At 44.1% G+C, this 13,372-nt stretch carries 16 protein-coding genes; 6 read left to right on the forward strand and 10 right to left on the reverse strand.

Translation table 11 applies throughout. From position 1 onward, the window contains the following. The first annotated feature begins 185 nt into the window (after nt 1-185). The 6 genes from cydP to MAMP_RS14390 are packed head-to-tail and all read left to right on the forward strand — an operon-like array spanning nt 186 to nt 4,047. On the forward strand, nt 186-368 hold the full coding sequence (cydP, locus tag MAMP_RS16625; RefSeq protein ID WP_379006734.1) for a cytochrome oxidase putative small subunit CydP: 183 nt from the start codon (nt 186-188) through the stop codon (nt 366-368). Beyond that, nucleotides 365-1,927 carry a cytochrome ubiquinol oxidase subunit I gene (locus MAMP_RS14370; RefSeq protein WP_007146821.1) on the forward strand — a complete coding sequence of 521 codons (1,563 nt, stop codon included), beginning with the start codon at nt 365-367 and terminating at the stop codon, nt 1,925-1,927. Before cydP ends, MAMP_RS14370 begins: the two co-directional genes overlap by 4 nt. 2 nt (nt 1,928-1,929) lie before the next feature. Beyond that, a complete protein-coding gene (gene cydB, locus MAMP_RS14375; RefSeq protein WP_007146822.1) occupies nt 1,930-3,072 on the forward strand; it encodes a cytochrome d ubiquinol oxidase subunit II in 1,143 nt (380 codons plus the stop codon). A gap of 9 nt (nt 3,073-3,081) precedes the next feature. Next, nucleotides 3,082-3,186, forward strand: coding sequence for a cytochrome bd-I oxidase subunit CydX (cydX, locus tag MAMP_RS15985; protein ID WP_040576631.1), 105 nt, complete (start codon nt 3,082-3,084; stop codon nt 3,184-3,186). Further along, a complete protein-coding gene (locus MAMP_RS14385; RefSeq protein WP_007146823.1) occupies nt 3,179-3,457 on the forward strand; it encodes a cyd operon YbgE family protein in 279 nt (92 codons plus the stop codon). The genes cydX and MAMP_RS14385 overlap by 8 nt, the downstream gene beginning before the upstream one ends. Beyond that, nucleotides 3,457-4,047, forward strand: a complete 591-nt coding sequence (locus tag MAMP_RS14390) for a Tll0287-like domain-containing protein (RefSeq protein ID WP_007146824.1) — start codon at nt 3,457-3,459, stop codon at nt 4,045-4,047. The genes MAMP_RS14385 and MAMP_RS14390 overlap by 1 nt, the downstream gene beginning before the upstream one ends. On the opposite strand, the gene MAMP_RS14395 is transcribed toward MAMP_RS14390, so the two are convergent. The 10 genes from MAMP_RS14395 to MAMP_RS14440 all read right to left on the reverse strand — a co-directional run bounded on the left by MAMP_RS14395 (nt 4,034) and on the right by MAMP_RS14440 (nt 13,169). Next, nucleotides 4,034-4,234, reverse strand: a complete 201-nt coding sequence (locus tag MAMP_RS14395; protein WP_007146825.1) for a winged helix-turn-helix domain-containing protein — start codon at nt 4,232-4,234, stop codon at nt 4,034-4,036. The genes MAMP_RS14390 and MAMP_RS14395 overlap by 14 nt on opposite strands. A gap of 37 nt (nt 4,235-4,271) precedes the next feature. Continuing rightward, entirely contained in the window at nt 4,272-5,447 is a 1,176-nt protein-coding gene (locus MAMP_RS14400) for a pyridoxal phosphate-dependent aminotransferase (RefSeq protein ID WP_007146826.1), read from the reverse strand. After that, complete coding sequence (ovoA, locus tag MAMP_RS14405) at nt 5,447-7,585, reverse strand: 5-histidylcysteine sulfoxide synthase (protein WP_007146827.1); 2,139 nt, start codon at nt 7,583-7,585, stop codon at nt 5,447-5,449. Before ovoA ends, MAMP_RS14400 begins: the two co-directional genes overlap by 1 nt. 80 nt (nt 7,586-7,665) lie before the next feature. Continuing rightward, on the reverse strand, nt 7,666-8,235 hold the full coding sequence (locus MAMP_RS14410) for a class II aldolase/adducin family protein (protein ID WP_040576632.1): 570 nt from the start codon (nt 8,233-8,235) through the stop codon (nt 7,666-7,668). Continuing rightward, nucleotides 8,219-9,451, reverse strand: coding sequence for a tetratricopeptide repeat protein (locus tag MAMP_RS14415; RefSeq protein WP_007146829.1), 1,233 nt, complete (start codon nt 9,449-9,451; stop codon nt 8,219-8,221). Before MAMP_RS14415 ends, MAMP_RS14410 begins: the two co-directional genes overlap by 17 nt. Further along, nucleotides 9,448-10,107, reverse strand: coding sequence for an energy transducer TonB (locus tag MAMP_RS14420; RefSeq protein WP_007146830.1), 660 nt, complete (start codon nt 10,105-10,107; stop codon nt 9,448-9,450). Before MAMP_RS14420 ends, MAMP_RS14415 begins: the two co-directional genes overlap by 4 nt. A gap of 11 nt (nt 10,108-10,118) precedes the next feature. After that, nucleotides 10,119-10,526: an ExbD/TolR family protein gene (locus MAMP_RS14425; protein WP_007146831.1), complete on the reverse strand. Its 408-nt coding sequence runs from the start codon at nt 10,524-10,526 to the stop codon at nt 10,119-10,121. Between the two features lie 9 nt (nt 10,527-10,535). Then, a complete protein-coding gene (locus tag MAMP_RS14430) occupies nt 10,536-11,060 on the reverse strand; it encodes a MotA/TolQ/ExbB proton channel family protein (RefSeq protein ID WP_007146832.1) in 525 nt (174 codons plus the stop codon). Then, the gene (locus MAMP_RS14435; protein ID WP_007146833.1) at nt 11,044-12,399 is read right to left on the reverse strand and encodes a MotA/TolQ/ExbB proton channel family protein; all 1,356 of its coding nucleotides are present in this window, start codon (nt 12,397-12,399) and stop codon (nt 11,044-11,046) included. The genes MAMP_RS14430 and MAMP_RS14435 overlap by 17 nt, the downstream gene beginning before the upstream one ends. Beyond that, on the reverse strand, nt 12,396-13,169 hold the full coding sequence (locus tag MAMP_RS14440) for a DUF3450 domain-containing protein (protein ID WP_007146834.1): 774 nt from the start codon (nt 13,167-13,169) through the stop codon (nt 12,396-12,398). Before MAMP_RS14440 ends, MAMP_RS14435 begins: the two co-directional genes overlap by 4 nt. Between the last annotated feature and the right edge of the window lie 203 nt (nt 13,170-13,372).

Here is a 13,372-nt window from a genome sequence, read left to right on the forward strand (position 1 = left end):
TTAGTGTAAATATTCCCTCGCTTTTAAAGTGACAAGTTTGTAAAGTTTTGTAAATAACCCGCTAAGAATACTGTCTTTTGTGGCATCTGGCGTATTATTCGCCCCTTAATTTGGCAGAGCGTGCAACCTGATTTAACTAAAATTGACTAAGATCATGTTTTCTTAACTTGTGTTGTGGTGGAATAGTGGCAAAGAAATTATTCACTGATAGAAAATTGATCATTGAGCTTAGCATTATGTTGGTTTGCAAGCTGTTGTTACTTTTTCTTATATGGCATTTGTTTTTTAGTAGCGCCCCCGACGACATTACCCATGACGCCGTCGCTGACGTGATTATTAATCACTCTTCAGATGGAGATTCACCTTGATTTCTGAACACTTAGTCGACTTATCCCGTTTGCAGTTCGCTATCACGGCACTGTATCACTTTTTATTTGTGCCGCTCACGCTGGGGCTATCATGGATTCTGGTGATTATGGAATCGGTGTATGTCATGACAGGTAAGGAAATATACCGTGACATGACAAAGTTCTGGGGTAAGTTATTCGGGATTAACTTCGCCCTTGGGGTGACCACCGGACTGACTATGGAATTCCAGTTTGGCACCAACTGGGCATATTATTCGCATTACGTTGGCGACATTTTCGGCGCCCCACTTGCCATAGAAGGTTTGATGGCATTTATGCTTGAATCGACCTTTGTTGGTATGTTTTTCCTTGGCTGGGACAGACTCAGTAAACGACAACATCTCACCACCACTTTTCTGGTCGCGCTAGGTTCAAATCTCTCAGCATTGTGGATTCTGGTGGCAAACGCCTGGATGCAAAATCCGGTCGGAGCGCACTTCAACTATGAAACAATGCGTATGGAGCTCACCAGCTTTGCCGACGTATTTTTCAACCCTGTCGCACAGGTGAAGTTTATTCACACCGTTGCAGCCGGTTATGTCACTGGCGCTATGTTTGTATTAAGTATCAGCGCTTACTACCTACTAAGAAACCGTGATGTCGGTTTTGCCCGCCGCAGCTTCGCTGTAGCTGCAGGTTTCGGCGTAGCGGCAATATGCTCAGTCATTTTGCTGGGTGATGAAAGCGGTTATGAAGTAGGTGATGTGCAAAAAACCAAATTAGCGGCAATTGAAGCCGAGTGGGAAACAGCAGAACCACCAGCCGCCTTTACCTTGTTCGGCTGGCCTAATGACGAAACAATGGAAACAGACTACGCCGTTAAAATCCCTTATTTGCTGGGCATAATTGCTACACGATCAGTGACTGAGCCCGTAGCTGGGATTAAAGACCTGAGAGCAGAGCATGAAGACCGTGTTCGTAATGGTATGAAAGCCTACGCGCTGTTAAAACAATTACGTGACGGCCCTGTAACAGAGGAAACCAAAGCCGAATTTGATAAAGTCAAAGATGACTTGGGTTATGGTTTGTTACTGAAAAAATATACCAATAACGTTACCGATGCGACGGATGAGCAAATAAAAGCAGCAGCGCATGATACCGTTCCACCTGTTGCACCGATGTTCTGGGCATTCAGGATCATGGTCGCATCTGGCTTTGCCATGCTGATTATCTTTTTCTTGTCTTTCTATCATTGTGCCAAGCGACAAGAATACAAAAAGAAATGGTTACTGCGTCTGGCGATGCTCGGTCTACCGCTACCCTGGATAGCGGCAGAAACAGGCTGGTTTGTTGCTGAATTTGGTCGTCAACCCTGGACCATCAGTGGCATTTTGCCAACACATATTTCGACCTCAACCTTATCTGCCAGTGATGTTCAAAACAGTTTAATTGCCTTAGTTGTGTTCTATACCCTGCTGTTAATTGTTGAACTCTATCTGATGATTCGGTTCGTCAGGCAAGGGCCGAGCAGCTTGCATACCGGCCGTTACCACTATGAAGCATCAGCAGAGAGAGGCTAATCATGATTCTTGATTATGAAACACTAAAATTAATCTGGTGGCTGCTGATGGGCGTTCTTCTCATCGGATTCGCTCTCACCGATGGCTTTGATATGGGCGTCGGTATTTTATTACCGTTTATCGGTCATACAGACGAAGAACGCCGTATTATGATCAACACGGTAGGCCCTCACTGGGAAGGCAACCAAGTCTGGTTGGTTACTGCCGGTGGTGCTTTATTCGCTGCATGGCCCCTTGTTTATGCCATGGCATTTTCAGGCTTTTATTTAGCCATGATGTTAACGCTATTTGCACTTTTCTTACGACCTGTTGGCTTTGATTATCGCAGCAAACTGGATAACTCACGCTGGCGTTCAAGCTGGGATTGGGGTTTATTTGTGGGAAGTGTTGTCCCCCCGATTATCTTCGGTGTCGCCTTTGGTAATTTATTATTGGGCGTCCCCTTTTACTTCGACGATATGATGCGTCCAAATTACACGGGTGGATTTTTACAACTGCTTAATCCCTTTGCCTTGTTATCCGGCGTGGTCAGCTTGTTAATGATCGTTATGCATGGCTCTGTTTGGTTACAAATTCGTACACTGGATAGCCTGGAGTGGCGGGCAACTCAGGTGGCTAAAGCCAGTTCGGTTGCTTTATTGATCGCATTTGCTCTTGCAGGTTTGTGGGTTTCTTTTGGTATGGATGGCTATGTTGTGAGCGCTATGCCAGCCGCAAACTCAAGTTTCACTCCGGATATGAAAGAAGTCACCACCCAAGTGGGAGGTTGGTTGCTGAACTATCAGCAATATCCATGGATGATTTTAGCCCCAGCATTTGCTTTTCTGGGGATGATTGGTGTGTATCTATTCTCTCACTTGTCCCGTCCTGGTATGGCTTTTATAAGTAGTGCCGTAACACTGACAGGCATCATTCTGACAGCTGGTTTTTCTATGTTCCCATTTGTCATGCCATCAAGTGATGCTGTGAATCATAGTCTGACCATGTGGGATGCCACCTCCAGTCTGTTGACATTAAAAATCATGTTCTGGGTGGCCATCGTCATGGTGCCAATTATAATTTGTTACAGTTTCTGGACCTATCGTCGTATGTGGCGAAGACTCGACGTGAACTTTATTCGCGGTAACCAACATTCAACCTATTAGGAATCTATTATGTGGTATTTTGCTTGGATACTTGGCGTTTTATTAGCCGTCGCATTCGGTATCATTAATGTGATGTGGTTAGAAAACTGCCCGATGGATACATTGGATGACTAATTCGTGGATAGATAAGTCTGGTGTACGTTTAATTAGTTTATTAACTGCACTGGGCTTATCTGCTGCCATATTAATTTTCCCTAACCGGCTTTTGATGGAAAATGGTAAATCGGATCATGATTTATTAATGGTGTTATTAGTTGGTGTCTGTATCGGTTTTATTCATGGTGTCGGTTTCGCTCCTAAAAAGACGCTGTTGCATATTTTACTCAGCCCATACACCTGCTGGCCGATTATGTTCTATGGCGTATTCCATATGGCTCTGAACTAATGCCTATGCGAGGTTTTATCCCTTTCATTGTTGCTTTCGGTTTAGCCTTACCCGCTTTTGCTGAAAACCAAGAGCAAATCGCGTTTGAACGTGATGCTCAGGCAGCTATTAAGGATTTGTCTACCCATCTCAAAGAAGCGTTGATGTCCGCCTTGCAGGATGGTGGTCCTATAGAGGCTATCTCAGTCTGTAAGTTGGTGGCACCTACTCTTGCTGACGAAGTCTCAAAAAAATACAGTCTTGATATTCATCGAACCAGTTTACGCGTTCGAAATCCTGATAATGAGGCAGACAGTTGGGAAACTGGTGTATTACAAAGTTTTGAAACACGTCTAAAGACGGGTGAGGCTATTCAATCACTCAGCTTCGTAGAAAGAGTAGATTCAGAGCTGGAATATGAGTGGCGTTATATGAAAGCCATTGCAACTGATAAACTCTGCTTATCGTGTCATGGCAGTCAGATTGCATTACCCGTTCAGAAGTTGATAGATAAAAATTATCCCAGAGACATGGCCACCGGCTACAAAATGGGTGATATCCGTGGAGCGTTTTCTGTGAAACGCCGCTACTCAAAACTTAAAGCAGACTGATCAGTTCTGTTCGCCCCTGCTGTCTAAAGCCCAACTTATTTTCTTTTGCCAACCAGCCAATAGCACGCTGACACAGCTTAGGCTCAAGCATCGTATCCTTGCATATACGCGTGACTGACGCTTCGCCACGGGTATTTAAATATGTCCAGATAAGGCCTGCAGCTTCACCAATTTCATCATTCATCATGGGGCTAAACTCCATTTAACTCATGAAAGAGTGTTGATTAGACTGTTTTGAGACCAGCAATAGCATCCGCCATGTTTTCCAGAGCCTGCTGGACAACTTCAAGACGTGTTCCGATATTTAATCGCATAAACCCTGAGCCATTATCGCCAAACACATACCCCGGATTCATGCCCACTCTGGCCTCTTCAATAAAAAAGCGTCTGAGCGATTCGTTATCCATACCCAGTGCACGACAATCCAGCCACAATAAGTATGTACCTTCAGACTCGATTAACTGGATCTGAGGACAACGCTTTTGAAGAAAATCTTCTACCCATTTTTTATTTTTGTAAATATAAACATTCAGCTGTTTTAACCAGTCTTCACCATAGCGATAAGCCGCTTCAAATGCGGTGATACTAAAAGGGTTAGCGGGGCTGATGTGCCATTGTTCAAATACGGCTTTAATAGCTTTGCGCTGTTGCATATTACTGACAATCAACGCTGAAAGCCCCAGGCCGGCAATATTAAATGTCTTGCTGGGCGCCAACGTCGTAATCACATTATTACTGTGTGTTAAGGTTGCAAGGCTAATATGCTGTTGCTCGGGGAAGATAAGATCAGCATGAATCTCATCAGAAATAATCGTCATCTGATAACGTTCGGCCAGTTCCAGCAACTGCTGTAATTCTTCGCGAGTCCAGACTCGCCCCACAGGATTATGCGGTGAGCAGAAAAGTAATGTTTTTGCTCCTTGTTGGGCACAGTCCTCTAGATGTTCAAAATCGATAAAATAACGATTATTGTCTAACTTTAACGGGTTTAATACTAATTCTCGCCCCGTTTTTTCTACCGATGAGAAAAAAGGGAAATAAACCGGTGGCTGAACAATGACCTTATCACCGGGCTCCGTTATCGCTTCAATGACGGCATTGATTGAAGGTACAACGCCTGGACACATAATGATATCGCTTTGCTTTATCTGCCAGTCGTAGCGCTTGGCACTCCACTCAATCAATGCTTCATACATGGAATCAGGATGAAGCGTGTAACCATAGATGGGATGTTTAGCACGCTCTACCAGAGCCTTAGTCACAGCTTCAGGGGCAGCGAAGTCCATATCCGCCACCCACATTGGGATAACATCACTACGGCCAAAATAGGCCGTTCTGGCATCAAATTTCAGGCTTTGACTAAAACTTCGATCTATTTTCTGGTCAAAATCAACCGTCATTATTTACGTTTCCAGACCGTCACCTCAGATAAGGTATGCTGAAATTTACGGCTGGTTTCACGAATAACAAACGGAATATCTTCTGGCGCGCGAATAAGTTCAAAATGAGGTTCCAGAATCGCTTTCAGCCCATCCAATGTGGTAAAGCTTTCACCATCTTTTTTGAACCCACCCAACCAATGTTCTTTTTCAGTGTGTTCATCCAGCCAGGTATAAGGTGAGGCCAACATCAGAATGCCATCCTGATTGAGTCGCTCGTGAACAGTAGCTAAAAACTGTGCAGGCTTATAAAGGCGATCAATCAAGTTAGCAGCCAGGATCAGATCATAACCTTCAAACATCGGCTTAAGATTACAGGCATCACCTTGTAAAAACTCAACTTTAGAGGCCGTATCTTCCAAACCCAGCTGTTCCAAACGGCGTTCTTTATAGTGAACCAGCTCACCTTCATCGGTAATGGTATAGCGCACCACACCCTGTTCAGCCATTTGCGTGCCGAGATTGATTAAGCGTGCTGAGAAATCAATACCAGTAACCTTGTCAAAATGTCTTGCTAGCTCAAAGCTGGCCCTGCCGACAGAACAGCCTAGATCCAGGGCTTTTTTCATTGGCCGGCCTGCCATCATCTCCACAGCCAATTCCGCTAATTTTTTAGGGAAATTAGCGACATTGAAATATTCATCACCGTAATGAAATTCAGCATACTGTGAAAGCATGATGTCAGTTTCGTAATTAGAACTGTATTCTTCCAGTTCAGCCTCTGACACGACATAACGAAAACCAGCGTGTTGGAAAAAGTGTTTACGAAACGCGTACCTTGATGCTTTACGACTCTCATTGCCAGACGAAATCCACGAACCACCTTTAATCAGATTATGTCGGCCATCAAAGGTCGGTGTTGTAAAATCATCATAAATAGGATGAACTTTAAACTCATCAAAAGGATAAATTGGCGTTTCAGTCCATTGCCAGACATTGCCAATCACATCATATAAGTCACCATGTTTAAAAAAGTTAACAGGACAAGAGGATGCCGCATAATCCAGATGAATATTGGCGGGTGCCAAATCGCTGGTTAATTCATCCAGTCCTGCAACCTCATAGAGTCGGTACCATTCATCTTCTGTTGGCAAACGTACAGATTGGCCGGTTTGTTTCGCTTTCCAGTTACAAAACGCTTTTGCTTCGTGATAGTTAACATCCACGGGCCAGTCCCAGGGCATATCAATGACTTCCGCCATCAAACGGCACTGCCAGCCTTTTTTTGTTTGAAGCCAGAATGTGGGGTGTTGTGCTTTGGTAAACTGACGCCACTGCAAACCATCCTCAGACCAGAACTCATCTGCTTGGTATCCACCGTCTTCAACGAATTCGAGAAACTCCTGGTTACTGACTAAAAACTTGGCTGCCTGAAAGGCCTCAACATCGGCTTCATGCTCACCATATTCATTATCCCAACCATAGATAGAATCTGAGTACGACTTACCTAAACTAACGCTACCTGCGGGAATATCCACCAGACTATTTCTCGGGGCCTCATTCGTCTCTCTGAACGGTTGCCAGGCTGGATGAGGTTTGACCCACTCCAGACGTTGTTGACGAATCAGTACTGAAGAGGTTTCCAGATGAATCTGTTCATGCTCAATCCCCATCATGATCGACCACCATGGATTTTCCCAGTCAATAGGTAACTTGAGGGGAGCTTGACGAATGACTTTATTCACCATCGCCTGGACTTTTTTGCGGTAGGCTTTCACCTCTTCCACTGCTGGCCAGTCATAATGATCTTCATTGAGGTCATCCCAACTCATCTCATCTACACCGACAGCAAACATAGACTCAAATTTGGGATCAATCCGCTTATCGATAAGCCCGGCCAGCAACATTTTATTTACAAAAAAGGTGGCGGTATGACCAAAATAAAAAATCAGCGGGTGACGTAGAGGAATAGACTTCTGAAAATACGCCTGATCATCAATTAACGTATCAAACAGCGATTCATAACGCTCAAAAGTGAAATTGAAGTAATCTGCAATCTCCTGTCGTTTATCTGCAGCATTACCGCCATCTAATAAAGGCGTTCTCAAATAAGAACTCTCCATCGAGGCATATTTTTTCAAGGCATTCTCAGCAGTCATATTGCTACTCCATCTCTGTATTTTTATTGTGTGTTATGACTAATGAACTGTGAATTTGTTGCGAAAATAAGTCACACACATCAGATTTGTTTGGCGATCCATGCTGTTTTTGCTGACAACTCCAGGGAACATGTCCATTTATAAGCCAAATTTATGCTATCAGCACAGGCATAGACACCATGCCCACTTACGACTGTTACTTTATAGTCCTGAAGGATCTGCGCAACTGCAGCAGGTGCCAGTTCGACATACTGCGCATAGTTGATATGAATAATTGGCACTTCTGGAAAATAATACTGGCCTTCGAAATCGATGGGGGTGAAGCTTTTTTCCTTCATCGTCATAGCGACCGTGTAAGGACCATGGCTATGAAAAAGCGCTCTAGCTTGTTCATTTTTTTGATACACCGCCACATGCAAAGGGGCATCAAGCGACGCGCCCTCACCACAATGACCATCAATGTGGCAAAGCACCAAATCATCAGTGGTTAAAGTATCAGCACAACAGCCTGTTGGCGTGACCCAGACATCATCATGCCAACGAAAAGACGCATTACCGCTATGAGAGTCATTACAACCATACTGACGCAGCCATTTATAGTGCTGAACTAAAGCCTGTTTCAGTTGCTGTAAATCAGGCAACCGGCTCATCATTTTTCTCTAACAGGCTATTAATATGTTGTAGCCATTGAGCCGCTTGTTTTTTCTGAGCCTCAAAGGAAGCCGCTTTCAGAAATTGTGCTTTGGCTTGTTCAAAGTTGTCCTGATGATAGTAAGCCGTGCCTAACATAGCGTATGTTTGGCCTAATTTTTTACCTTTCAGTAATTTTAATGCTGAAGATAAAGTATCAATGGCATTTCCCCATTGTTCCATACTGATATAGATTTGCCCCAGTTTTAACTGGGTATCACCACTATTATCCATAGGTAACATGACTTTTAAAGTATCTACGGCACGCTGGTTTTCTCTGGCAGCTAACCAACTGTCTGCCAACTTATTCAGGTTTTCAAAGTTACTGGGAATAACGTTTTGTTTCATTCCCTGCTCAAGTAACTGACCAGCTTTGTATGGTACTCGCAGATAACGATACATATCAGCCAGATTTACCAGCGTTTTAGGTTCGGTCAGATCCAGCCTTTTAGCTAACATACGCACGGCAAGAGAAGTAAATTCTTTATTCTCCTGCATATATAAAGCCGCCAGCTGATCCCAATACATTTTTTTGTCAGGGTAGCGGGTAATCAGTAATTCCAGCACCGATATAGCTGATTTGTAGTGTTTCAGCGATAGGTAAGAAGACAGCAATAATCGGTACCAGTCTTCTTGAGGTGCTTTATCGTTTTTGATAGCAATTTGTATTCTGTCGGCCGCTTTAGAAAAATTATTTACACGATAATAAGCACTGGCCAAAAGCACATAAACTGTATTATCTGGTTTTTTCTCAGCGGCTAACCAGCTCTCCATTAAAGGAATGCCTTTTTTATATTGCTCATCAGCAATAAGTAATTGCGCCAGGTTATAACGCAGTGTATGTGTGACATCTTCAGGTAATGCGTTTAAATCTAACGCCTGCTGGAATGTCTCTGTCGCTTTTTTATACTGATCTAATGATGAATATAAAAAGCCTAGAGTTTGTAGAACAACAGCCTGCTCATAACTGCCCTTTTCAACGGTACTCAGTAAACTATCAAGCTGCTGTTTGGCCTGTTGATAGTTTTCTTTTTCCATCAACTCCTGTGCCTGATTCAAGGCTTTGTATGTTTTTTCACTGAGTAAAAATTGTTTCTCATCATCAGCCGCGGATGCACTTCCCAGTACCAACAGAGATAGTGTAAGAAAAAGGATCGTTAATAATGGCTTTTTCATCGTGACAATTTAAACTCGATTTCCTGAGTGGCCTGACGCTCAACTGCCTGTCCATCCACTAATTTAGGTTTGAACTTCCACTTCAAAATAGCTTTCAGCGCCGCATCATTAAATACGCTGGCGGGTTCAGCTTTAATCACTTTTGGATCGCGTACCCTGCCATCTTTAGTGATAATAAATGTCACCGTCACCACGCCTTCAATACCACGCCGTGACGCAACACGCGGATATTTAGGTGGAATACGTACCAATGGCACCACTTCATTATCCAGCATCGGCGCGTCACTAGGTGCTGGAGCGGGTGCTGCTTTAGGGGCCGCGGAGAAATCCCCTAAATACGGTCCCCCGGTGATATTCATCGGTACATCGATCGCTGGAATATCCATTTCTGGTGTCGGTGCATCCGGCTTATTTGCCTGGGTTGGCGCAGGTTCAGGTGGCGGTGGCGGCTCATCCGGTGGAGGCGGTTTTTTGGGCAACTCACGCTTTTTGGTTTCCGGTTGCGCTTCTTCCTTTTTCAAACGCACAAAGTCCAGAATCTGAACTTCTTCAATATCGCGTTTATCCACACTCTTACTATTGGTCATATGTTCCATTAAATAGAACAAACCAAAGTTAACCAGTAGTGCGAGAACAATACCAACAACTAATCTCATCAAATCCGCCGTTAGTCGCGTTCAGCAGCAATAGACACATTGGCCACGCCCGCCAGTCGGGCTTGGTCCATAACTTCAATTAACAGGCCGGTTTTCGCTTCTTCGTCGGCCAAAATAATAACTGAACCTTCCGGGTTTTCAGCATGCATACGTTCTACATTGGCTCTGACAGCACGACGATCAATCTGGCGTTTATCCATCCAGATTTCGCCATTGGGACGAATAGAAATCAGAATATTGGCCAGTTCTTTTTTCACCGCTGTTTTTGCCGAAGGACGGTTCACATCCACGCCGGTTTCTTTTACAAACGAACTGGTGACAATGAAAAAGATTAATAAGATAAACACCATATCAATCAGTGGTGTCATATTGATTTCAGCGATACCACCACTTTGGCGTCGGGAATGTCGGTTTCTCATTTTTATCCTTTACTCTCTACGCAAGGCATCAGCCACTTTATCGACTTCACGTTCTGCACGTTGGGTTAACTGAGTGCTGAAATACAAACCTGATAATGCAGTTAACAGACCGCCCATCGTGGTAATCAACGCAACAGAAATACCACCCGCCATACCGCGGGCATTACCGGTACCAAATACAGTCATCACATCAAATGTCTGAATCATTCCGCTCACCGTGCCCAGCAAACCCAACATAGGAAGCGCCATAGTAAGTGTACGAATCGTCATCAAATAACGTTGTAAGGAAATACGACTCTCTGTAATCATGCCTTGACGTATTTGATGGGCAAACCAGCTATTTCTGTCTTTACGTTGCTGCCACTCATTAATCAAACGTTTGACCTGTTTAGGATGCTCAAACACCACAAACAAATAACGTTCAATAATCAAACTCCACATTAACACCGAAGCAAACAGGATCAGCCACAGCACACTGCCGCCGCTTTCCATCAGCAATTCAATCTGAAAGAGTCCGTCAGACAGACTGGTCATGTTGTTTTTCCGCATTACGAGCAACGATAGCAGCACTTTCTTCATCAAGAATTTGCACTAGACGGTTTGATTTGCTCGATAAACCACTGTGAATCAATAACAAAGGAATGGCGACAGCCAGACCCAGTTCTGTGGTGACCAGTGCCTGGGATATGCCACCAGACATTAATTTCGGATCACCGGTACCAAACAAGGTAATCGACTGGAATGTCTCGATCATGCCTGAAACCGTGCCTAGTAAGCCCAGCATTGGCGCAACCGCTGCCAGAATAGCTAGCGTGATTAAACCGCGTTCCAGTTTTGGCATTTCTCTGAGAATGGCCTCATCCAGTTTTAATGACAGGGTTTCGACATCATGTGCTAAGCGATCGTTGTATACAGACAAAATGCGTCCCAGCGGATTTTTCTGACTGACTTCTTTTTGTTTTTGCTGCTTGGCAATACCATGGCCATCTTTGGTCAAAGATAAGAACTGAATAAGAGCGATAATCAAACCAATCGCACCTAGCACCAGGATGATATAACCAATCCAGCCACCTTGCTCTATACGTTCTTTTAGGGTCGGTGTTTGCACTAACAGTGCCATAATCGCACCCCGGGTCGGATCAATCACCGTTGGTAGTAACTCACCTGGCTGGGCATCTTCAAACTCAGCGACCAGCTTTCTGAATCGATCCACAGGTTGCCTTGCCAGCTCAACTAAATTGCCTGTTTCTGGCAAATAACGCAGGAACAAGCCATCAGTAAACGCGGTAAACACACCAATTCGGGTAACCTGTTTGTCCTCAACATCCCCGGTAGTGGTGATTACGGGGGTAGTGAATTTTTCCACTTTTCCTGAAGCGGTCATTTCTTCTTGCAGGGTCAACCATAACTGACGAAGTTCTTCGATGGTGGGTTGCTGTTTGCTGTCGCTTAATTGATTAAGGAAATCGACACGTTCAGGATGCTGAACATTGGTCATCGAGCTTTCCAGCACAGCACGGCTATCATTGGCGACTTGTCTGACGGTACCGAATAACTCACCTAATGAACCTGATTTGTCATCCAACAGACTTTGTTGCTCGGCTAGACGCTGCTCTTGTTCATTAAAAATGGTGTTCAGTTGCTGGGTACGCTTTTCCTGGTCCGCTAATTCTTGCTTGGCTTGGGCCAAAAGACTGGCTTGTTGATCATGCGCTTTCGCAAACTCAGCTTCACGTACCTGATTTTGTTGTTGCTCAAGCACACGTTCACGTTTGACCTGCTGCAATAACTCATCAAGATTCGCCGGTTTATCCGCAGCGAATACAGGCAAACTCAGCGTCAGTAAACAAAGAAGAGAAATCAGTTGTTTCATTGTTTCTCTCCTACAGTATTAACTGGTAACACCATCAGATCCGGTGGTAATTGTTTTTTCGCTACTTTCAAGCCATCGGTTATGGGCTGAATATAATCATCAGACAATATGACCCACTGCTTCTTATCGTTATCCCACATACCCGCTTCTTTTCCATCCAGTGTGAGGTAATACAGGCTGACACGACCAATTCTTAAGAAGTCGACTGTTTTTTTCGTTTCGCCGTCTTCCAAATCAGCCTGATAGGCTTCGATGGTTCGACCATATTCAGTTTCGACCTGATAGGCTTCCATAATACGACGATACTTTTCTGCTAATGACACATCAGCGCGGCCCATCATCGTAGTTAACGCCTCTAAACGCGTTTGACGTTCCTGTTTCAGAAAAGGCACGTCCAATGACACAAACTGTTGCAGGACATCGATCATTTTCAGCATGAGCGGCACAATGTCGTGCTGTGTTGTTTCGATATTATTTAATTGCTCAGCGATGGAGGCCATTTCTTCTTGTTGAGAATTGACCAGTGACTGGAGTTGGTCATTATAGGATTTGAGACTTTGCGTTTGTCTTAGAACATCACGGTACTCCGCCAGCATATCAGTGGTTTCATCGGATAAACTGTCAATTTTCTCTTGAGACTTCTGAGCGGCAATATCGGTATTGACCTGAGTATCAATCGCCTCATCCAAGGCGCCTGCATTGGCTAAAAAAGGCAACGCAAGAAAAATACTCAACTGCCAACCACGTTTGATGGTTTGCTTGAGGTGCATAGATTTCAAATCCCATATTTGCCGTCATCACGGCAGTAAACGAAAGGAGTCATCTTAACAAGAGAATGGAAAGTGGGAAACGGTTTAGCGTAGAATTTAGACAAAAAAAAGCCAGATACAAATTGTATCTGGCGAAACCTTCATAGAAGGAGAGAGAAATATAAGACTATAGAAGCTGAAATTTCTATAAACTTGAGATACAT

This window comes from Methylophaga thalassica MP, assembly GCF_000214595.1.
Classification (GTDB): domain Bacteria; phylum Pseudomonadota; class Gammaproteobacteria; order Nitrosococcales; family Methylophagaceae; genus Methylophaga; species Methylophaga thalassica.

Bases quoted from the DNA above. Each gene is read 5' to 3' on its own strand.
- cydB (WP_007146822.1), top strand. From the start codon at position 1,930: ATGATTCTTGATTATGAAACACTAAAATTAATCTGGTGGCTGCTGATG.
- cydX (WP_040576631.1), top strand. From the start codon at position 3,082: ATGTGGTATTTTGCTTGGATACTTGGCGTTTTATTAGCCGTCGCATTC.
- MAMP_RS14385 (WP_007146823.1), top strand. From the start codon at position 3,179: ATGACTAATTCGTGGATAGATAAGTCTGGTGTACGTTTAATTAGTTTA.
- MAMP_RS14390 (WP_007146824.1), top strand. From the start codon at position 3,457: ATGCCTATGCGAGGTTTTATCCCTTTCATTGTTGCTTTCGGTTTAGCC.
- MAMP_RS14395 (WP_007146825.1), bottom strand. From the start codon at position 4,234: ATGATGAATGATGAAATTGGTGAAGCTGCAGGCCTTATCTGGACATAT.
- MAMP_RS14400 (WP_007146826.1), bottom strand. From the start codon at position 5,447: ATGACGGTTGATTTTGACCAGAAAATAGATCGAAGTTTTAGTCAAAGC.
- ovoA (WP_007146827.1), bottom strand. From the start codon at position 7,585: ATGACTGCTGAGAATGCCTTGAAAAAATATGCCTCGATGGAGAGTTCT.
- MAMP_RS14410 (WP_040576632.1), bottom strand. From the start codon at position 8,235: ATGAGCCGGTTGCCTGATTTACAGCAACTGAAACAGGCTTTAGTTCAG.
- MAMP_RS14415 (WP_007146829.1), bottom strand. From the start codon at position 9,451: ATGAAAAAGCCATTATTAACGATCCTTTTTCTTACACTATCTCTGTTG.
- MAMP_RS14420 (WP_007146830.1), bottom strand. From the start codon at position 10,107: ATGAGATTAGTTGTTGGTATTGTTCTCGCACTACTGGTTAACTTTGGT.
- MAMP_RS14425 (WP_007146831.1), bottom strand. From the start codon at position 10,526: ATGAGAAACCGACATTCCCGACGCCAAAGTGGTGGTATCGCTGAAATC.
- MAMP_RS14430 (WP_007146832.1), bottom strand. From the start codon at position 11,060: ATGACCAGTCTGTCTGACGGACTCTTTCAGATTGAATTGCTGATGGAA.
- MAMP_RS14435 (WP_007146833.1), bottom strand. From the start codon at position 12,399: ATGAAACAACTGATTTCTCTTCTTTGTTTACTGACGCTGAGTTTGCCT.
- MAMP_RS14440 (WP_007146834.1), bottom strand. From the start codon at position 13,169: ATGCACCTCAAGCAAACCATCAAACGTGGTTGGCAGTTGAGTATTTTT.